Source organism: Streptomyces sp. NPDC045778, from assembly GCF_056431945.1.
The window spans coordinates 1-18,698 of the sequence record NZ_JBWKJZ010000043.1 but is presented as its reverse complement, the minus strand read 5'-3'; the positions used below and the strand labels follow the sequence as shown (position 1 = coordinate 18,698).

Genomic DNA, 18,698 nt, shown 5'->3' with positions numbered 1-18,698 from the left:
GTCAGTGGTGGTACTGGTGCACCACCGCGTGGCCCTTGCCGCGGCCGATCATCCACTTGTTGACCGGTGTCGTGATCACAAAGGCGGCGGCGAGCGCGATCGCGAGCACGTACCAGAACATCGCGTCCGACAGATGGGCGTCCATGCCACCCGGCCACAGCGCGATCACGCCGTTGTCGATCAGCTCCATGACGGCGATCGACAGCGTGTCGGCGGCGAACGCGACCCGCAGGGCCGTCTTGAAGTCGACGCCCGCCTTGAGGATGCCGCGCAGCGTCAGCGAGTAGCCGAACAGGAACGCGAGGATGATCGCGAGGGTCATCGTCGGCATGTTGCCCCAGCCGAGCGCGGTGCCGATGATCATGCCGAGCACTTCGCCGATGGCGCACCCGGTGAGGCAGTGCAGCGTCGCCTGTGCGGCCATGGACCAGCTGACCTTGCCGCCGCCGGCACCGTGGTGGGCGTGCGCGCCGTGGCCTGCGTGGCCCTGATGCTCATGGCCGACGTGACCAGTGTGGCTTGTGTCGCCTGTGTGACCTGCGTGGCCCGCGTGGTGCTCGTGCCCGGCGTGCCGGCCATGTCCCGCGTGCTGGTCGTGTCCGGCGTGCTGGTCGTGCTGGCCGTGTCCGTGTCCGGCGTGCGTGTCGTGCCTCATGAGAATTCCCCCAACGTCAGAGAGCGGTTCCTGCCTCCGGCAAGAACCGTATACCCCCCTGGGGTATTCCTCAAGATCTGTAGGGCGGCCTCTCCGGCTAGCCCCTGAGTTCCTTGAGCCGCGCCACGTCGGCGGCGTGCCCCTCCTTCCCGCCGGGCGTCTCGATGATCAGCGGTACGCCGTCCGTGGCCGGGTGGGCCATCAGCTCACGGAAGGCCTCGGCGCCGATGTGGCCGGTGCCGATGTTCTCGTGCCGGTCCTTGTGGGCGCCGACGACGTCCTTGGAGTCGTTGGCGTGCACCAGCTTCAGGCGGCCCTCCCCGACGGTGTCGACGAGCAGGTCGAGCGTCTGCTTCACGCCGCCCGGCCCGGCCAGGTCGTGCCCGGCCGCGAAGATGTGGCAGGTGTCCAGGCAGACGCCGAGCTTGGGGTGGGCGTCCAGGGCCTCGAAGTACGGGCCGAAGTCCCAGGTCCGGGAGCACAGCGACGCGCCCTGGCCCGCGGTCGACTCCAGGAGCAGGAACGGGTCGTCGTCGTGCGTCAGCTCGTCGAGCAGCGGCAGCACGCGCTCGCGCACCTGGCGCAGCGCCACGGCGCGGTCGCGGCCGCCGGTGGCCGAGCCGGTGTGCACGACCACGCCGAGGGCGCCGATCTCACGCCCGCGGCGCAGCGAGTGCCGCAGCGACTCCACGGACTTCTCGACCGTGGCCTCGGTGTGCGAGCCGAAGTTGATGAGGTACGGGGCGTGGACGTACGCCGGGATCCCCTCGGCCGCGCAGGCCGCGCGGAAGGCCTCGTCCTGCTCGGGATTGCCCGGAGGCGTCGCCCAGCCGCGCGGGTTGGCGACGAAGACCTGGACGGTTTCCGCGGCGAGGTCGCGGGCGTAGGCGAGACCGACGCGGGCGAGACCGCCGGCGACGGGGACGTGGCTGCCGATGAGGGACTTCTTGCTGCTCATTCGGTCCAGGGTGGCACGTCGTCGGGGCCGGTCCCCCGCGGGGGCGCCCCGGGCCCGCGAGGGGCCCGCCTCAGCGGATCTCGATCGTGATGGTCGACCCCTTGGGGGCCGTGTCGCCCGGGTCCACGGACTGGTCCTTGACCGTGTCGCCGAAGAGCCCGAGCAGCCCCCGGTCCTCGTCGACGTCGAAGCCCGCGGCCTTCAGCGTGTCCGTGGCCTCGCCGACCTTCATCCCCTCGACGTCGGGGACCTCCACCATCTGGGGCCCCTTGGACAGCGTCAGCGTCACCGTGTCGCCCCCGGCGAGGCGCTTGCCCTCCTTGGGGGACTGCTCGGCCACGGTGCCCTTGTCCTCCTCGGAGAAGACCCGTGTCGACTCGACCTTCACCTTGAGGCCCGCCTCTTCCAGCTCCGCGCGCGCGTCGCTCTCGGAGTCGCCCGTGACGTCCGGCACGTCGATGGGGCTGCCCTTGCTGACGACGAGGGCGACGGCGGTGCCCGCCCTGCGGACCGTCCCGGGCTCCGGGTCGGTGCTGATCACGGAGCCCCTGGCCACGTCCTCGCTGAAGGTCTTGGTGACCATGCCGGCGCCGAGGCCGACGCCGTCGAGCTTGTCCTTCGCCTCGGAGAGCGGCGTGCCCTCCAGGTCGGGGACCTTCACGGTCTGCGGGCCGAGGGAGACGGTCAGCGTCACCTTGCCGTTCTGCCGGATGCGCTCGCCCACGTCCGGGTCGGTGGCGATGACCGTGCCGCGCTTGTCGGTGTCGCTGTACTTGCCCTGGACCTTGCGCACGTCGAGCCCGACGTCGTCGAGCCGCGTGCGGGCCTCCTTCTCGGTCTTGGCGAGCACCGCGGGGACCGTCGTGAACTGGCCCGAGTTGATGTACCAGACGCCCGCTCCGACGCCCAGGAGGAGCAGCGCGGCCGCTATCGCCAGGGTTATCCCGCGCCGGGCGAGCAGCCGCTGCCGGACGCGCTCCTTGACGGACGCGGGGCGCGCAGCCGGTGCCCCGGCCGGGGGCTGCGGGGTGCGCAGCACACTGGTGCGGTTGAGGCCGTCCTGCCCGTCCTGCCCGTGCTGGCCGTTCTGCCCGTTCCGGCCGACCGGGCCCGGGGCCCCGACGTCCCGGGTCTCGGGCAGCGGCGGCTGCACCGCCCGCTCCGCGCGCGGCAGCACGCTCGTACGGTCGTCGGAGGTGTCGTGGGCGGTGTGCTCCGAGGCGCGGGCCAGCGGCGGCACCGTGTCCAGCTGCTCGTCGGTGAGCGCGAAGCGCGCCTCGCGGAGCAGCGCGAGCAGCGCCACCGCGTCGTACGGGCGCAGGTCGGGCGTGCGCGCGGTGGCCGTCGCGACCAGCTCGTCCAGTTCGTAGGCGAGGCCGGGCACGGCCGCTGACGGCGGCGGCACGTCCTCGTTCAGGTGCTGGTACAGGACCTGCGCGGGGGAGTCGCCGGAGTGCGGCTTGGCGCCGGTCAGCATCTCGTACAGGACGACCCCGGACGCGTACACGTCCACGCGGGTGTCCGCCGTGCCGTGCTCGATCTGCTCGGGGGCGAGGTACGACACCGTGCCGAGGACGGTGCCGGTGGTGTTCGTGACCGTGTCCACCGCGCGGACGAGGCCGAAGTCAGCGACCTTGACGCGGCCGTCGTCCCCTATGAGCACGTTCTCGGGCTTCATGTCGCGGTGCACGAAACCGGCGCGGTGCGCGGCGCCGAGGGCGGCGAGGACCGGCTCCAGGATGTCGAGGGCGGCCCGCGGCCGCAGCGCGCCGCGCTCGCGGAGCACGTCGCGCAGGGTGCAGCCCGCGATGTACTCCATCGCCAGGTACACGTACGGGCCGTCGGTGCCCTGGTCGAAGACCCCCACCACGTTCGGGTGGGCGAGCCGGGCGACCGACTTGGCCTCCCGGATGAAGCGCTCGACGAACGACGCGTCGGCGGCCAGCGTCGGGTGCATCACCTTGAGCGCGAGCACGCGGTCGAGGCGGGTGTCCACGGCCCGGTAGACCGTGGCCATCCCGCCGACCGCGATCCGCCCGTCCACGCGATACCGCCCGTCGAGCACCTGCCCGACGAGGGGGTCCTTAAGGGTCGTGTCCACGCAGGGAGTCTACGAGCCGCCACTGACGCCCGAGCCGCCCCGGGTCCCGCCCGGGGCAGACTGCAGCGGAGCTGTGACCGAGCCCGCGGGTCAGAAGGCGGGCCGCTCCGGATCCAGGGCCGCCAGGCCCTCCACGGGCGAGGACGCCTCGGCGAAGTGCCGCCGGGGGATGCGCCCGGCCCGCCGGGCGAGGCGCCCGGCGACGACCGCGTGGCTCATGGCCTCCGCCATGAGGACGGGCTCGCGGGCCCGTGTCACCGCGGAGGCCAGCATCACCCCGGCACACCCCAGCTCCATCGCGAGCGCCACGTCGGACGCCGTGCCCGCCCCCGCGTCCAGGATCACCGGCACGCGCGCGTGCTCCACGATGAGCTGGAAGTTGTGCGGGTTGCGGATGCCGAGCCCGGAGCCGATGGGGGAGCCGAGCGGCATGACGGCCGCGCAGCCGGCGTCCTCCAGCTTCCGGGCGAGCACGGGGTCGTCGTTGGTGTACGGAAGTACGGTGAAGCCGTCGTCGACGAGTGTCTCCGCGGCGTCGAGCAGCTCCACGGGGTCGGGCAGGAGGGTGCGCTCGTCGGCGATCACCTCCAGCTTCACCAGGTCCGTGCCGAGCGCCTCGCGCGCCAGGCGCGCGGTGAGCACGGCCTCGCCCGCGGTGAAGCAGCCCGCCGTGTTGGGCAGGACGCGGATACCGAGGCGCTCCAGGACGGACAGGACGGAGCCGTGCGTACCCGGGTCGACGCGCCGCATCGCGACGGTCGTCAGCTCCGTCCCTGAGGCCACGAGGGACCGCTCCAGGACGTCGAGGCTCGGCGCTCCGCCCGTGCCCATGATCAGCCGGGACGACAGCGTGAGGCCGCCGATGACGAGGGGGTCGTCCGCCATGTCGTCAGCCTCCCTGGACGGCGGTGAGGACTTCGACGCGGTCGCCGTCCCGGAGCGCGGTGGTGGCCCACTGCGCGCGCGGGACGACGGTTTCGTTGAGGGCCGCTGCGACGCCGGACGGCGCGGCGCTCAGCTCGGCGACGACGGCGTCGAGCGTGGTGCCCGCGGCGACGTCGCGTGCCTCGCCATTGACCGAGATGGCGGAGACGGCGGAGGGCGTGGTCATACGGGCAGCTCCGAAAGGTCCTTGGACGGGGCGGGGGCGGCCGCGGCGAAGCGGAGCGGCGTGAACGGCCGGGCCTCGTCGGGCAGTTCGCCGGTGGTCAGGACGTGCGCCATGACGTCGCCCGTGACGGGGGTCAGGAGCACGCCGTTGCGGTAGTGGCCGGTGGCCAGGTGCAGTCCGGGCAGCGTGGTGGGCCCGAGCAGCGGCGCGTTGTCCGGCGAGCCGGGGCGCAGCCCGGCCCGGGTCTCGGTGAGCGGCAGCTCCGTGATGCCGGGGACCAGCTCGTGGGCGTCGCGCAGCAGCTCGTACACGCCGCCCGCGGTGACCGTGGTGTCCCAGCCCAGCTCCTCGCTGGTCGCGCCCACGACGAGTTCGCCGCTCAGCCGGGGCACCAGGTAGACGTGGCTGCCGCGGACGACGGCGCGCACGGTGCGGCTGAGGAACGGCGCGTATCGCTCGGGCACGGTGAGCCGCAGGACCTGGCCCTTCACGGGCCGCACCGGCGGCAGGACGTGATCGGGGATCCCGGCGACGCGCCCGCTGAGGCTGCCCGCCGCGAGGACGGTCTGCCCGGCGGTGAGTGTCGTGCCGTCGGCGAGCACGACACCGGTGGCGCGGTCCCGTACGACGACGAGTTCCCGCACCCACGCGCGCGTGAAGACCACTCGGGCCCGCTCGCACGCCACGAGGAGGGCCGCGGTGAGCCGGCGCGGGTCGACCTGGTGGTCGCCGTCGACGCGCAGGCCGCCGCGCACCCCGGGGGCGAGCATCGGTTCGAGGCGGCGGCACTCGCGGCCGCTCAGCCACTCGGAGCGCAGCCCCGACTGCTGCTGGAGGAGGTGCAGTTCGCGCAGGTGGGCGCGGTCGTCGGCGTCGAGCGCCACGGCCAGCGTGCCGCAGGCGCGGTAGCCGATGTCCTCGCCGGACGCCTCCGTCAGCTCGGCGGCGAAGTCCGGGTAGCGCCGGGCGGAGGCCAGGTTCAGGCCCAGCAGCGTCTGCTCGCCGTGGTGCAGCTCGGTGACGGCGGCCAGCATGCCCGCGGCGACCTGCGCGGCGCCGCCGCCGGGCTCGGGGTCGACGACCGTGACGGAAAGGCCGCGCCGCGCGGCCCGCCAGGCCGTGACGAGACCGATGACGCCGCCGCCGACGACCAGCACGTCAGCGGTGCGGCCGACCGGTGGCGACGTACAGGGAGACGGCACACCAGAAGATGACGCTCCGGATGACGGCACACCAGAAGCTCCAGAAGATGGCGCACCAGAAGACGACGTACGCGTGGGCGACGTACGGGAATCGGACGCGTTCGGTGGTTTCGTACGGGAACGCATGGGCGTCCAGCCCCTCCCTTCGCCGGCATGACCCGGATCAGGTTCGTACGGTCGGAGGCCGTCCAGCCTCCCTCTCAGCCCGGTCGTCCGGGCTCCCGCGAGTGCTCTGCACCGGCCACCCTAGCCCGTCGCCCGCCGGGGCGGTAAGCCCGTCGTGGGCGGGCGCCACGGGCCGTCCTACAGTTGATCGGGTGAGCGAAGAGCGGAAGCGGGCGGGACAGCGGGTCGTCATCGTGGGCGCGGGCATGGCCGGGGTGCAGACGGCCGTGGCGCTGCGCGAGCGGGGGTTCACCGGCCAGGTCACCCTGATCGGCGCGGAGCCGCACCAGCCGTACGACAGACCGCCGCTGTCCAAGGCGGTGCTGCTCGGCAAGGCCGAGGGCTCCGCCCTGGACATCGACTTCGAGGGCCTCGGCATCGAGCTGCGGCTCGGCGTCGAGGTCACCGGCGTCCGGCCCGCGGACCACGAGCTGGACACCGAGGCGGGCCCCGTCGGGTACGAGAGCCTGGTGCTCGCCACCGGCGCCGAACCGCTGCGCCTGCCCGGCTCCGACGGCGTGCCCGGGGTGCATCTGCTGCGCACGCTCGACGACGCCGAGCGGCTGCGGCCCGTGCTCGCCGAGCAGCACGACGTCGTGGTCGTCGGTGCGGGCTGGATCGGCGCGGAGTTCGCCACCGCAGCGCGGGACGCGGGCTGTGCCGTGACGGTCGTGGAGGCCTCCGGGCGTCCGCTGGCGGGCGCCGTGCCCGCCGAGGTCGCGGCCCCGATGGCCGCCTGGTACGCCGACGCGGGCGCCGACCTGCGCACCCACGCGCGCGTGGCACGCGTCGAGCCGGGCGCGGTCTTCCTCGACGACGGCAGCCGGCTGCCCGCGGGCGCGGTCGTCGTCGGCATCGGCGCCCGGCCCGCGACGGCCTGGCTCGCCGGTTCCGGCATCGACCTCGGCGTCCACCACGAGGTGGTGGCCGACGACCGGCTTCGCACCTCCGCGCCCGACGTGTACGCGGTCGGCGACTGCGCGTCCTTCCCGTCGGCCCGGTACGGCGAGCGGCTCCTCGTCCACCACTGGGACAACGCCGTGCAGGGGCCGCGCACGGTGGCCGCCACCCTCGTCGGCGAGGCCCCCCAGGCCTACGACCCGGTCCCGTACTTCTGGTCCGAGCAGTTCGGCCGCTTCGTCCAGTACGCGGGCCATCACGCGGGCGCCGACGAGCTGATCTGGCGCGGCGACCCCGCGACTCCGTCCTGGACGGTCTGCTGGCTCCGCGAGGGCGCCCTGGTGGCCGTTCTGGCGGTGGGCCGCCCACGGGACCTGGCCCAGTCCAGGAAGCTGATCGACGCGGCCACCCCGATGGACCCGGCCCTTGTCGCGGACCCGGCGGTTCCGCTGAAGAAGGCGGTCCGGGCCTAGCACCCGCGCGCGGCGGGCCGCGCCGGAGCGTCACAGCACACGGGCCCCGGGGCGAAGGCACGGCCCCCCGCTACCGGCACCCGGCCGGAGGTGGCACGCTTGATCCGTGACCGAGATTGACGCAAAGACCGATGCTCTCGTCCCCGCCTGGCTCCACCTCCCCGACATCGCGGAGATGCTCGACGTCGAGGTGACGCGCGTGCGGCAGCTGGTCAAGGAGGGCCAGCTGATCGCCGTGCGCCGCGGTGAGAACAGGACGCTTCAGGTGCCGGCGGCCTTCATCGACGGCGACAAAGTCGTCAAGGGCCTGTCCGGAACGCTGACGCTCCTGCGGGACGACGGTTTCACCGACGAAGAGGCGCTCGAGTGGCTCTTCACCCCCGACCCGACCCTGCCCGGCACCCCCGCGCAGGCCCTGAGCGAGAATCGCGGCACGGAGGTGAAGCGCCGCGCGCAGGCGCTCGCCGTCTGACCTGACAACCATTCGGCGTACGGGCCCGGCAGCCGCCCGGCCCGTACGCCACCGACATCCGGGGGGACCGCTCCATGGCCACCGACACGGCGGGCGGCTCCGCGCGCGCCCGGCTCGCGGACGCGCGGCTCTATCTGTGCGTGGACGCGCGCAAGCGCCAGGGGGACCTTCCGCAGTTCCTGGACGCCGTCCTCGCGGGCGGCGTCGACATCGTGCAGCTGCGCGACAAGGGCATGGAGGCCGCGGAGGAGCTGGAGCACCTCCAGGTCTTCGCCGACGCCTGCCGCCGCCACGGCAAGCTCCTCGCGGTCAACGACCGCGCGGACGTCGCGCACGCCGTCGGCGCCGACGTGCTGCACCTGGGCCAGGGCGACCTGCCGGTGCCCGCGGCCCGCGCGATCCTCGGCCCGGACGTCCTCGTGGGCCGCTCCACGCACGCCGACGCGGAGGCCACCGCTGCCGCCGCCCAGGAGGGCGTGGACTACTTCTGCACCGGCCCGTGCTGGCCGACGCCCACGAAGCCGGGCCGCCACGCCCCCGGCCTCGACCTCGTCCGCCACACGGCCGCGCTCGGCACGGACCGCCCCTGGTTCGCGATCGGCGGCATCGACGCGGGCAATCTGGACGAAGTACTCGAAGCGGGCGCCCGTCGCGTGGTCGTCGTGCGCGCGATCACGGAGGCGGCCGACCCCGGCGCCGCCGCGGCGGACCTCGCGAAGAGGCTGCGTACCGTCTGACGGGACGGCGGCGCTCGCGGCGACCGCCGCGAGAGGGGCATACGACGGGACATGCGACGGGGCATACGACGGGACATGCGACGGGGCATACGACGGGGCATACGACGGAGGCATGCGGCCGGGGGGTACCCCGGTCGCATCAATATGTACGTACACCTGTCTGATCAATAGCTTGTGAGTGTCCGAGGAGCGGACAACAAGCTGACCAAATGGACATATCACCTGCCTTTGGTTGGGCGACCGGCGTGGCCTGGCTAACCTGCCGGTATGGCCCTAGGCACTGCTTCCACCAGGACGGACCGCGCACGCACCGTGCGCGACATGCTCGCGACCGGCAAGACCACGTACTCCTTCGAGTTCTCTGCGCCGAAGACCCCCAAGGGCGAGCGGAACCTGTGGAACTCGCTGCGCAGGGTCGAGGCGGTCGCGCCGAGCTTCGTCTCCGTGACGTACGGGGCCGGCGGTTCCACGCGCGCCGGCACGGTCAAGGAGACCCAGCAGATCGTCGCCGACTCGACGCTCACGCCGGTCGCCCACCTCACGGCCGTCGACCACTCGGTCGCCGAGCTGCGCAACATCATCGGGCAGTACGCGGACGCCGGGATCCGCAACATGCTCGCGCTGCGCGGGGACCCGCCCGGCGACCCGATGGGCGAATGGGGCAAACACCCCGAAGGGCTCACCTACGCCGCCGAGCTGGTCCGGCTCATCAAGGAGTCCGGCGACTTCTGCGTGGGCGTCGCGGCCTTCCCCGCGATGCACCCGCGCTCGACCGACTGGGACTCCGACGTCCGGCACTTCGTCGACAAGTGCCGCGCGGGCGCGGACTACGCGATCACGCAGATGTTCTTCCACCCCGAGGAATACTTGCGGCTGCGCGACCGCGTCGCGGCGGCGGGCTGCGAGACACCGATCATCCCCGAGATCATGCCGGTCACGAACGTCCGCCAGCTGGAGCGGCTGCCGCAGCTCAGCAACGCCGACTTCCCGCCCGCCCTCAAAGAGCGGATCCTCTCGGCACAGGACGATCCCGCCGCTGTACGCTCCATTGGTATCGAGTTCGCGACGGAGTTCTGCGCGCGGCTCCTCGCCGAGGGCGTCCCGGGGCTGCACTTCATCACGCTGAACAACTCCACGGCGACGCTGGAGATCTACGAGAATCTGGGCCTGCACCACCAGCAGGCCTGACCGGTCGTACCCGCGCGGCGGCCGCAGGGGAGAGGGGCGTACATGGGCTTGGCGGTCCTCTACTTCGCGTTCGGCGTGGTCGCGCTGTGGCTGCTCGGCGAGGTGCTGTTGCAGTACAAGGCGCGGCTACGCTGGCGACTGCTCGCGTTCGGCGGCTTCCTCGGCGTGGTCGTCGGCGTGCTCCTTCCGTCGGTCCTCGTGATCGCGGCGGGCGCCGTCGCCTTCGCCGTCGGGCAGACGTACGTGACGCTGTCGTTCCGCCGGGGCTTCGCCGCCGGCTGGGCGATCGGCGGCAAGCCCGGCGCGAGCAAGCGCCGCAAGGCGGGCCCCGGCGGCGCCGCTCCCCAGCCGACGCTCCAGGTCTCCGACCTCGAGTACGAGTCGGACACGCCAGGACCGGGAGCGTCCGCCGAGCCGGACGCGCTGGAGTCCACGGCCATGATGGAGGTGCAGACCGCGGGACCCGGGGTGTACGCGCCCGAGCCGATGCCGGACGACACCGCCCAGTACGGCGTCTACACCGACGCCCCGCAGCCCCCGCCCACCGCCGCCGACGGCTACGGCTTCGACACCTACGCCCCGTACGACCAGCAGGGCGCGCCGACCCCGCAGGACCCCCTGCACTTCGCCTACGGGGACACGGGGGAGCAGCGGTACGCCGCCTACTCCGACCCGTACATCGGCCCGCAGACGTACGGCGCCCAGCCGAGCTACGACACGTACGCCGACAAGGCCGCCTACGCGCCCTACGGCGGGGACACCTACGGCACGGGCTACCAGGACACCCCGCCCGGCGGCGTCTGGGTGCCGCACCAGCGCACCGGCGACGCCGCGCCCCTCGGCGGCGAACTGCCGCCCGGCCAGCCCCCGTACCCGCCGTTCGACCCCGCGGACGGCGAGCCGGAGCACAAGAACGTCTTCGGCCACGAGCCGGGGTACAACGGCGAGCAGCAGTACCGCTACTGAGCGGACGCGGGCCCCGCGGCCCGCTCCGCCCGGCTCACCGGGAGCCGCGGAACTCCGGCCCCTCCACGATCAGCCCGGCCACCAGCGTGCCGGACATGCCCGCGTGCGGCAGGCCGCCGCCGGGGTGCGCCCAGCCTCCGGCCGCGAACAGGCCCGCTGTCGCCGTGCTGTTGGCGGGGTGCAGAAGGCGTCCGGCGGCCGCGGCGAGAGCGGGCGGGGGGACCGCGCCGCCCTCGGCGCCGGTGACTTCGGCGATGTCCGCGGGGGTGCGGACCTCGTGCCACAGGAGGCGGTCGCGCAGGCCGGGGACGACGGACTCGGCGCGCTCCACGAGCGCTCGTACGTCCGCGTCCGTGACGGTGGCGCCCGCCGGGACCGTGGCGGTGAGCGTGACGGCCTCGTGGTCCGCGTCCGGTCTGCCCTCCGGGTCGTCCGGGCGCAGGACGGAGAGGGTCGGGGCGGCCGGGAGCCCGGGGCGCGGCCCGAAGACCCGGTCCAGCTCGTCCGCGCGGTCCGGGGTGTGCAGCACCGTGCGGTGCGGCGTGCCCTCGGGGCGGGCCCCGCGCAGGGCGAGCAGGACGGTGAGGCGGCTGGGGAGGCCCGACCGGGCGGGGACGGCGCCGGGGGCGCGCACCTGTGCCTCCTGGCCCGGGCCTGCCGCGTCGGACAGCAGGGCCTCCAGGGCGCGCGGCGGGACGCCCGCCACCACGAAGTCCGCGTCCACCACGGTGCCGTCCGCCAGCTCGACGCCCGCCGCGCGGCCGTCCTTGACCACGACGCGCGCCACCGCGGAACCGAAGGCGAACTCGACCCGGCGGGCCAGGCACCGCTCATACACCGCCCGGGCGAGCGCGCGCAGGCCGCCGCGCACCGACCAGGAGCCGAAGGTCTGCTCCAGATAGGGCAGGACGGCCGCGCTCGCGGGCGCCGTGCGCGGGTCGAGGCCGTGGGCCAGGGCGAAGTGCTCCAGCAGGGCGCACAGACGGGGCTCGCCGCCCAGCTCATAGGCGCCGATCTCGGCGAGCGTGGTCGCGCGCAGCTCCTTGCGCAGCAGGCGGCGCCGGGCGACCGAGGGGTAGGGCTCGCGCTCGGCGAGCACCTGCCAGTTCGGCCACAGGGGCTCTTCCAGGAGGGGGCGGCGGGTGCGGTCCCAGGCCTCCCGCGCGCGGTTCATGAACGCCGACCACCGCTCACCCGCGCCGGAGCCGAGGGCCGCGTCCAGGGCCTCGCTGACGCCCGCCCGCGACGCGTTCGGCAGGTCCGTGGTGGTGCCGTCGGCGAAGACGTGCCGGACCGCGGGCTCGACCTGCGACAGCTCGACGCAGTCCTCAAGGGGCTGCTTGCCCGTCTTCACGAACAGGTCGCGGTAGACCGCCGGCAGGTGCAGCAGGGCCGGGCCCGTGTCGAAGCCGAAGCCGTCGCGCTCCACGCGGCCGACCGCGCCCCCGTACGTCCGCGAGCGTTCGTGCACCACCACCCGGTGGCCCGCGACGGCCAGCCGGGCGGCGGCCGTCATCGCGCCCATCCCGGCGCCGATCACCACAATCCGTGCCATGCCAGGGACTTTATCCGCCGTCACTGACAACGCCGTCGGCCGCCCGCACCTACGGCTTCCCTCCCTTACGGCTTCCCTCCCTTACGGCTTCCCGCCCCTACGGCTTCCCGTCCCGTCGGGGACGCGGCCCGTGAGCCGTTCGGTCCGGCGGGCGGTCCGCCGCGGCCGCCAGGTGGCGCTCCTCGCGGCGCTGCGCCCTGCGCCGCAGGAACCGGCGGATGCGCGAGGCGAGGAAGACGAGCAGCGCGAGGCCGAGGAGCAGCAGCACGCCCGCGATCACCGCCGCCGCCTCGGGGTGGAACATCGCGAAGCTGACCACCCCGCCGACGCCGAGGTCCTCCGCGGTGCTCACGATCGCGTTGCTGAACGGCTCCGGCGAGGTGTTGACCGCCATCCGCGTCCCGGCCTTCACGGCGTGGCTCGCCAGGGCCGTGGAGCCGCCGATGGCGCCCGCCGCCACGTCCGGGAGCGAGCCGCTCTGCCCGGCGAGAAGCGCGCCCACCCAGGCGCCGGACAGCGGCCGGACCACGGTGTGCACGGTGTCCCACACCGAGTCCACGTACGGGATCTTGTCGGCGACGGCCTCGCAGGCGAAGAGCACCCCCGCGGCGATCAGCACCCCCGGGCTCTGCAACGCATCGGGCACGTCGTCGGAGACCCCCGTGGCGCCGAACACGCCGAGCAGCAGGACCACCGCGTAGGCGTTGATCCCGCTGGCCCAGCCGCTGGTGAACACCAGCGGGAGGACACTCACAAGGTCACCGGCCCGCGGGAACGCGCGGCAGGCGGGCGAAGGATGCAGCACGGTTCAGCACCACCCCAGGATCGTGCAGCTGGACGCGGTACGCCATCGAGAAACGACGCGGTCCGAGCCGCGACGACTTGCCGAACCTCGCCGTGTGCGGGTGTGAGAACCCTCGGCGCGCAGCGAGCGACACGCACGGGGACCGCGGCAATGCGCGGAGCGCCGCGGGGCGAGGACTACGGTGCGGGCGTGTTCGGTCTTGTGATCATGCTCGTGCGGCTCGGAAGCGCGCTGCGTACGGCTTGGGGAAGGCCCGCGTTCCGGGGGACGGCGTGGACGCTGGCGTTGCTGTGGACCTCGGCCACCTTCTTCTACGCGCACCAGGAGGGGTGGGGCGTGCTGGACTCCTACTACTTCGCGGTGTGCACCGGGCTGACGATCGGGTACGGGGACCTGGCTCCCGCCACCGCCCTCGGAAGGGTCTTCACGATCCCGTACGGGCTCCTCGCGGTGGGTGTCTTCGCCGCCCTGGCCACTCAGCTCGCCCAGGCCTTCACCACGACTCACGCCGACCGGGCGGCCCGCATCAAGGCCCGGAGGGGGACGGCCGGGCACGGACACGGACGTGATCGCAAGTAGCAAGCGACGTTCCGGCCTGCGCGTGAGCACCCGGGCCTGAGTATCCGTACCTAGGGATGGAGATGAGTACGCGCGCGGATGGGGTCCGACGTGCGTGGACGGGAGAGTGGTGACACGGAGAAGGGCGCGGCACCGGCACCGCCGACACGGGGCGGCGGAACGGGGCGGCGCCCTTGGCCGCTCCTCCTGCCCTCACGGGGCGGGAGCGAGGCGACGGGGGCGGCCCGGGGGGAACGACCACGGGGGTCGCGGGGGGACCGACACAGCGCCGGTCCGGTGGGCCTGGGCCAGGCATGCCGGACCGGCGCCATGCGTCGGGGGAATGCGTACGAACGGGTGAACGGGAGCCCGTCCGGGGTCAGCGGTTGCCGCTCACCCGCCCCTGGAGCAGCCGGGACAGGGCCGCGTGCACGTCGTCGAGCGAGCGCTCGGGCTGGAAGGACTGCCAGTCGAGCGCGGCCACCAGGACCATGCCGACGAGGGCGGCGGCCGTCAGGGGGATGTCGATCTCCTCGCTCAGCTCGCCGTTCGCGACGCCCGCGCGCAGGACGTCCTCGACCACGGCGACGGCCTGCTGGCGCACGACCATCAGGGTGGACTGCCAGGCGCGGTTCGTGCGCCACAGCTCGGCGACGTACAGCTGGGTGAAGGCCGGGTAGCGGTCGATGAAGAGCAGGCCCGCGCGGATCATCGCGTCCAGCGCGTCGACCTTGCTGCCGCCCTCCAGGACGGTCCGCTCGGCGGCGTCCTTCAGGGAGGCGGTGAGCAGTCCTACGCCGTGCCGCAGCAGCTCTTCGAAGAGGACGGATTTGCTGGCGAAGTTGTAGTAGACCGTGCCTTTCGCGACGCCCGCCCGTTCGGCGATCTCGTCAACTGTCGTGGCGGAGAAACCCTGTTCCGCGATGAGGGTGACGGCGGCCTCGTACAACTTCTGCCTGGTGGCCTCACGCCGCGTGCTGCTCGCGCTGCTTTCCATGTGCCTGATTTTCACAGGTTCCGTCCCGTTCACAGGCTCAGCTCCGGATGCAGCCGGTCGAGTGTCCACACCTGCTTGCGGCGCGCGGACACGGCGGTGAGCGCGAGGGCGCCCGCCGTGAAGGCCGCAAGGACCGCGCACGCCTGCCAGACGGGGCCGAGACCGCCGCCCGTGATGAGCCTCCTGAGGGCGTCGACGACGTAACTCATCGGCAAGTAGGGGTGGATCGCGCGGAAGAAGCCCGGGCTCGTCTGCACGGGGTAGGTGCCGCCCGCCGACGTCAGCTGGAGCATCAGGAGGGCGAGGACGAGGATGCGCCCGGCCGCTCCGAAGCGGGCGTTCAGCCACTGCACGACGGCCGCGAAGCAGCCCGTCACCAGGGTCAGGAAGCCGATGGTCCCGGCCGCCCGCGTCATCTGGAGCCCGAGGCCCCAGTGCAGCACGGACATCAGGGCGGCCACTTGCAGCACGCCCAGGGCCGCGACCGGCAGCCAGCCCGCGACGGCGACGCGCCAGGCGGCGGCGCCCGCGGCGAGCGCGCGCCGGTTGAGCGGCTGGATCAGCATGTACGCCACCATCGCGCCGACCCACAGGGACAGCGGGATGAAGTACGGGGCGAATCCGGTGCCGTAGTTGGGCGCCTTGTGCAGGGACCGGGAGGCGAGCTGCACCGGGTCGGCCATGACGTCGGTGCGCTGGTCGCGGTCTTTCTTGTCGTAGTCGGGGATCTTCTTGACGCCGTCGTGCAGGCCGCCCGCCAGCTTCTGGGAGCCGTCGGCCAGTTTGAACAGGCCGTCGTTGAGGTCACTCGCGCCCGTCTTCAGCTTGCTGACGCCCGAGTCCAGGTCCGTGGCGCCGGTCTTGGCGGTGCCGAGGCCCGTGTGCAGCTTCTTGGCGCCCTTGGCGACGTCCCCGGCGCCTTTGTTGAGCGTGTTGACGTCCCGGACGGTCTTCTCCAGCTTCTCGTCCAGGTGCGGGGCGCGGTCGGCGAGGCCCTGGGCCTTCTTCTGGAGCGTGGCGAGGCTCGTGTCGAGCTGCTTCAGATCGCCGTTCTGGTCCTTGACCAGCGTGTCGACGTCCCCGGCGATGGTCGAGACGTCGGCCGCGACCTCCTTGGCCTTCTTCAGCTTCGGGCACCAGGAAGGGGCGTCGGGGGCCTGCTGGCACTGCTCTTCGTAGAGGCCGTCCAGGGCGGCCGACGCCTCCTTGGCGTCGGTGGCCGCCTTGGGGGCCCTCTCGACCAGGGTGCTCAGGTTGTGGCGGACCGCCCTGGAGGAGTCGGCGACGAGCTGCGCGCTGTCGCCGAGGGTCTTGCCGTTGTCCTTCAGATACGGCCGCACCTTGGCCGCCTCGCCGTTGACGCGGTCGGCCAGCTTCTGCGTGCCGTCCGCGACGCGGCGTGAGCCGTCCTCCAGGTCACTGGCGCCGGTGTGCAGCTTCGTGATGCCCGAGGCGAGTTTCCCGCTGCCGGCCTTGGCGCTCTTCAGGCCGTCGACGAGGTCCTTGGAGCCCTTCTTCGCCTTCCCGATGCCGCCTTCGAGCTTGTCGGCGCCCTTGGCCGCCTTGGCCGTCGCCCCGTGGATGTCGGAGAACGAGATGAAGATCTTGTCGAGGAAGCCGCGCGAGGCCTTCGTGGAGGCCGCCCTGCGCACCTCCGAGAACACCGAGCGGGAGATCTGGCCGACGATGTAGTTGTTCGCGTCGTTCGTGCGGACCTGGAGGGCCCCCGTCTCCGGAGAGGCGCCCGAACTCGACGCGACGCGCTTGCTGAAGTCGGACGGCATGGTCAGCGAGAGGTAGTACGTGCCGTTCTCGACGCCCTCGCGGGCCTCGGCGGCGCTCACCTCACGCCAGTCGAAGGTCTCGCTGTCCCGCAGCTTCTTGACGATGCTGTCGCCCGCCGCGAGCTTGTCGCCGTCGACCTTGGTCCCCTTGTCGTCGTTCACGAGCGCCACGGGGATCCGGTCGAGGTGGCCGTACGGATCCCAGAACGAGCACAGGTACAGCGCGCCGTACAGCAGGGGGAGCAGCAGCAGCGCGACGAGTGCCGCGCGCGGGAGCCTGCCCCTGCTGAAACGCTTCAGCTCAAGCGCGGCGAGCTTCGGGGAGCGCATCCGCCGTCTCCTTGTCGTCGTCGGTGGGGTCGGGGCGTTCGGCGGCGGGCGCGGTCGACACGACGACCGCGCCCTCGGGGGCCTCGCTGCACACGGCCACGACGGTCGTCCCGCGCGCGGCGATGGACCGCAACAGGTCCCAGGCGGCTTCCCGGTCGGTGTCCGACAGCTTGAGGTCGGTGTCGTCGACGCCGAGCAGCCGGGGGCGGCCGATGAGCGCGAGCGCCACCGAGAGCCGCAGCGCGTCGAGGCGCCCCAGGTCCCGCACCGCGGTCCGCGAGCCCTTGGGGAGCGCGCCGGTGTCGAGCCCGGCGGCCCTGAGCGCGGTGTCGATCCGCAGCCGGGACGCGGCCGCCCGCTCGGCGCGCGGGCGCAGGAGGCCGCGCAGCGAGCCCTCGTACCGCCGCTCCAGGAGCGCGCGCTCCCGCAGGTGCTCGCCGACGGTCAGCGCGGGGTCGAGGTCGTTGACGCCCGGCACCGGGCCGAGCGCGCTGAACCGGCGCACCGCGGTGAGCTGCTTGGGCAGCAGGGCGCGGCCCACGGACGCCGTGCCCTCGGTGGCCCGCATGCGCCCGGTGAGTGCGAGCAGCAGACAGGTGCGGCCGGACCCCGAAGGGCCTTCGACGGCGATGAGCGCGCCCGGCTCCGCCGCGAAGCTGATGCCACGGAACGCCCACCCCCGTGGTCCCTGGAGTCCGAAGTCCGCCGCGCTGACGGCGGCGCCGTGCGAACCGTTCACGTCTTCCTCGCCTTTCCACGTCGTCCGAAGCGTGCGAGCCGAAAAGTGGGCAAGTCGAAAGCTTGCGTGCCGAAGCCCGTGGGCCAGGCCCGGCCGATACCGCGGGGCCTGAGAGCCGGGATCCCTACCGAGGGCTCTGGGGCCTCTGCCGATGGCTCCGGGCCGGGCCTTCGAGCCGGAGCCCCTGAGTGAAGTTTTTGTACTGACTGGTCAGTACAAAAGGTAGCCCGAACCTTCGATCGAGGCAAAGGACCAGGTCAGCGCCGATTGTCAGTGGCGTACCCCACGATGGGCACATACGGCCACCGCGCCGTCACACGACGACAGGAGGTTCGTCATGGCCCGTTCGCACGCAGCGGCCGCCGCACACCGGCGCCGCGCCACAGGCCCTGCCCCCTCACTGACCGGCCCGGCGAGCGACGTGCACCCCGTCCTGCGCCGCGCCACGGCCCCGCCCGCCGCCCTCGAACTGCTCGCCCAGGCCCGCGCCGGACTCGACGAGGCCGCCCGCCTGGACCCTCCGAACGAGCGCTATGCCACGGCCCACCTGGCCGCCCTGCGCACCGCCGCCGCGGTCCTCGCCGCCCGCGGCCGCCCCGAGCTGAACCCCCGGCGCAGGCAGCGCATCCGCAGCGCCTGGGAAGTGCTGCCCGAGATAGCCCCCGAGCTGACCGAGTGGAGCGCCCTGTTCGCCTCCGGGGCCGCCCGCAGGGCCCGCGCCGAAGCGGGCATCCAGGGCGCGGCCAGCCTCCGCGACGCCGACGACCTGGTGCGCGACGCGGCGATGTTCCTGCGCCTCGTCGAGCGGATGCTGGTCCTCCAGCCCGTGCTGCCACAAGCCCGCCAGGAGTCACCCGATGCGGGCTGACCTGGGCGTGGGGGGGGGGGGGGGGGGCTTCCCCCCCCCCCGCCCCCCGGACAGGAGGGGGCCGGGGGCGGCGTGGGGGGGCACCTCTGCCGGACGCGCGGAAGGAGGCCGGGGGGAAAGGGGGGGGGGGAGGG

General features: G+C 73.3%; 18 protein-coding genes and 1 riboswitch. Of the genes, 7 read left to right on the top strand and 11 right to left on the bottom strand.

Annotation, left to right across the window (positions count from 1 at the left end; genetic code table 11):
• Nucleotide 1 precedes the first annotated feature (1 nt).
• The 6 genes from AC07GB_RS35515 to thiO form a co-directional block, all read right to left on the bottom strand.
• Nucleotides 2-655 (bottom strand): DUF4396 domain-containing protein, encoded by a 654-nt coding sequence (locus AC07GB_RS35515; RefSeq protein ID WP_478852900.1) that lies wholly within the window; start codon nucleotides 653-655, stop codon nucleotides 2-4.
• A 97-nt stretch (nucleotides 656-752) separates the two neighbouring features.
• Nucleotides 753-1,613, bottom strand: coding sequence for a deoxyribonuclease IV (locus tag AC07GB_RS35510; RefSeq protein WP_478852898.1), 861 nt, complete (start codon nucleotides 1,611-1,613; stop codon nucleotides 753-755).
• Nucleotides 1,614-1,683: 70 nt separating this feature from the next.
• Nucleotides 1,684-3,714 (bottom strand): Stk1 family PASTA domain-containing Ser/Thr kinase, encoded by a 2,031-nt coding sequence (pknB, locus tag AC07GB_RS35505; RefSeq protein WP_478852896.1) that lies wholly within the window; start codon nucleotides 3,712-3,714, stop codon nucleotides 1,684-1,686.
• A 90-nt stretch (nucleotides 3,715-3,804) separates the two neighbouring features.
• The gene (locus AC07GB_RS35500; RefSeq protein ID WP_478852894.1) at nucleotides 3,805-4,599 is read right to left on the bottom strand and encodes a thiazole synthase; all 795 of its coding nucleotides are present in this window, start codon (nucleotides 4,597-4,599) and stop codon (nucleotides 3,805-3,807) included.
• A 4-nt stretch (nucleotides 4,600-4,603) separates the two neighbouring features.
• Nucleotides 4,604-4,825: a sulfur carrier protein ThiS gene (gene thiS, locus AC07GB_RS35495; RefSeq protein WP_478852892.1), complete on the bottom strand. Its 222-nt coding sequence runs from the start codon at nucleotides 4,823-4,825 to the stop codon at nucleotides 4,604-4,606.
• Nucleotides 4,822-6,027, bottom strand: coding sequence for a glycine oxidase ThiO (thiO, locus tag AC07GB_RS35490; RefSeq protein WP_478852890.1), 1,206 nt, complete (start codon nucleotides 6,025-6,027; stop codon nucleotides 4,822-4,824). The genes thiS and thiO overlap by 4 nt, the downstream gene beginning before the upstream one ends.
• A 123-nt stretch (nucleotides 6,028-6,150) precedes the next feature.
• Nucleotides 6,151-6,262, bottom strand: a riboswitch (TPP riboswitch).
• Nucleotides 6,263-6,344: 82 nt separating this feature from the next.
• Between thiO and AC07GB_RS35485 the strand changes: the two genes are divergently transcribed.
• The 5 genes from AC07GB_RS35485 (at nucleotide 6,345) to AC07GB_RS35465 (ending at nucleotide 10,928) form a co-directional block, all read left to right on the top strand.
• Nucleotides 6,345-7,565: an NAD(P)/FAD-dependent oxidoreductase gene (locus AC07GB_RS35485; RefSeq protein WP_478852888.1), complete on the top strand. Its 1,221-nt coding sequence runs from the start codon at nucleotides 6,345-6,347 to the stop codon at nucleotides 7,563-7,565.
• Between the two features lie 106 nt (nucleotides 7,566-7,671).
• A complete protein-coding gene (locus AC07GB_RS35480) occupies nucleotides 7,672-8,037 on the top strand; it encodes an Rv2175c family DNA-binding protein (protein WP_144002974.1) in 366 nt (121 codons plus the stop codon).
• Between the two features lie 74 nt (nucleotides 8,038-8,111).
• A complete protein-coding gene (thiE, locus tag AC07GB_RS35475) occupies nucleotides 8,112-8,774 on the top strand; it encodes a thiamine phosphate synthase (protein ID WP_478852886.1) in 663 nt (220 codons plus the stop codon).
• A 267-nt stretch (nucleotides 8,775-9,041) separates the two neighbouring features.
• Complete coding sequence (metF, locus tag AC07GB_RS35470) at nucleotides 9,042-9,962, top strand: methylenetetrahydrofolate reductase [NAD(P)H] (protein WP_399614381.1); 921 nt, start codon at nucleotides 9,042-9,044, stop codon at nucleotides 9,960-9,962.
• Nucleotides 9,963-10,004: 42 nt separating this feature from the next.
• Nucleotides 10,005-10,928 (top strand): hypothetical protein, encoded by a 924-nt coding sequence (locus AC07GB_RS35465; protein ID WP_478852884.1) that lies wholly within the window; start codon nucleotides 10,005-10,007, stop codon nucleotides 10,926-10,928.
• 34 nt (nucleotides 10,929-10,962) lie between these two features.
• Here AC07GB_RS35465 and AC07GB_RS35460 read toward each other — a convergent pair whose 3' ends face one another.
• Complete coding sequence (locus tag AC07GB_RS35460; protein WP_478852882.1) at nucleotides 10,963-12,483, bottom strand: phytoene desaturase family protein; 1,521 nt, start codon at nucleotides 12,481-12,483, stop codon at nucleotides 10,963-10,965.
• Nucleotides 12,484-12,580: 97 nt separating this feature from the next.
• Nucleotides 12,581-13,237: a DUF4126 domain-containing protein gene (locus AC07GB_RS35455; protein WP_478852880.1), complete on the bottom strand. Its 657-nt coding sequence runs from the start codon at nucleotides 13,235-13,237 to the stop codon at nucleotides 12,581-12,583.
• A 240-nt stretch (nucleotides 13,238-13,477) separates the two neighbouring features.
• Between AC07GB_RS35455 and AC07GB_RS35450 the strand changes: the two genes are divergently transcribed.
• Nucleotides 13,478-13,867, top strand: a complete 390-nt coding sequence (locus tag AC07GB_RS35450) for a potassium channel family protein (RefSeq protein ID WP_478852878.1) — start codon at nucleotides 13,478-13,480, stop codon at nucleotides 13,865-13,867.
• Nucleotides 13,868-14,225: 358 nt separating this feature from the next.
• Here the strand turns inward: AC07GB_RS35450 and AC07GB_RS35445 are convergent, their stop codons facing one another.
• Genes AC07GB_RS35445 through AC07GB_RS35435 form a run of 3 tightly spaced genes read right to left on the bottom strand, consistent with a single transcriptional unit; the run spans nucleotide 14,226 to nucleotide 17,696 of the window.
• Complete coding sequence (locus AC07GB_RS35445; protein ID WP_478852876.1) at nucleotides 14,226-14,843, bottom strand: TetR/AcrR family transcriptional regulator; 618 nt, start codon at nucleotides 14,841-14,843, stop codon at nucleotides 14,226-14,228.
• Nucleotides 14,844-14,872: 29 nt separating this feature from the next.
• Nucleotides 14,873-16,957 carry a YhgE/Pip family protein gene (locus AC07GB_RS35440; RefSeq protein ID WP_478852874.1) on the bottom strand — a complete coding sequence of 695 codons (2,085 nt, stop codon included), beginning with the start codon at nucleotides 16,955-16,957 and terminating at the stop codon, nucleotides 14,873-14,875.
• Nucleotides 16,929-17,696 (bottom strand): ATP-binding cassette domain-containing protein, encoded by a 768-nt coding sequence (locus tag AC07GB_RS35435; RefSeq protein WP_478852872.1) that lies wholly within the window; start codon nucleotides 17,694-17,696, stop codon nucleotides 16,929-16,931. Before AC07GB_RS35435 ends, AC07GB_RS35440 begins: the two co-directional genes overlap by 29 nt.
• 337 nt (nucleotides 17,697-18,033) lie before the next feature.
• On the opposite strand from AC07GB_RS35435, the gene AC07GB_RS35430 reads away from it, so the two are divergent.
• Nucleotides 18,034-18,564, top strand: coding sequence for an SAV_6107 family HEPN domain-containing protein (locus tag AC07GB_RS35430; RefSeq protein WP_478852870.1), 531 nt, complete (start codon nucleotides 18,034-18,036; stop codon nucleotides 18,562-18,564).
• The last annotated feature ends 134 nt before the right edge of the window (nucleotides 18,565-18,698 follow it).

What these genes read in the sequence shown, in the direction of transcription:
- AC07GB_RS35460 (WP_478852882.1), bottom strand. Translation starts at nt 12,483, where the DNA reads ATGGCACGGATTGTGGTGATCGGCGCCGGGATGGGCGCGATGACGGCC.
- AC07GB_RS35430 (WP_478852870.1), top strand. Translation starts at nt 18,034, where the DNA reads ATGGCCCGTTCGCACGCAGCGGCCGCCGCACACCGGCGCCGCGCCACA.
- AC07GB_RS35465 (WP_478852884.1), top strand. Translation starts at nt 10,005, where the DNA reads ATGGGCTTGGCGGTCCTCTACTTCGCGTTCGGCGTGGTCGCGCTGTGG.
- AC07GB_RS35515 (WP_478852900.1), bottom strand. Translation starts at nt 655, where the DNA reads ATGAGGCACGACACGCACGCCGGACACGGACACGGCCAGCACGACCAG.
- thiE (WP_478852886.1), top strand. Translation starts at nt 8,112, where the DNA reads ATGGCCACCGACACGGCGGGCGGCTCCGCGCGCGCCCGGCTCGCGGAC.
- AC07GB_RS35510 (WP_478852898.1), bottom strand. Translation starts at nt 1,613, where the DNA reads ATGAGCAGCAAGAAGTCCCTCATCGGCAGCCACGTCCCCGTCGCCGGC.
- AC07GB_RS35445 (WP_478852876.1), bottom strand. Translation starts at nt 14,843, where the DNA reads ATGGAAAGCAGCGCGAGCAGCACGCGGCGTGAGGCCACCAGGCAGAAG.
- AC07GB_RS35440 (WP_478852874.1), bottom strand. Translation starts at nt 16,957, where the DNA reads ATGCGCTCCCCGAAGCTCGCCGCGCTTGAGCTGAAGCGTTTCAGCAGG.
- AC07GB_RS35500 (WP_478852894.1), bottom strand. Translation starts at nt 4,599, where the DNA reads ATGGCGGACGACCCCCTCGTCATCGGCGGCCTCACGCTGTCGTCCCGG.
- metF (WP_399614381.1), top strand. Translation starts at nt 9,042, where the DNA reads ATGGCCCTAGGCACTGCTTCCACCAGGACGGACCGCGCACGCACCGTG.
- thiS (WP_478852892.1), bottom strand. Translation starts at nt 4,825, where the DNA reads ATGACCACGCCCTCCGCCGTCTCCGCCATCTCGGTCAATGGCGAGGCA.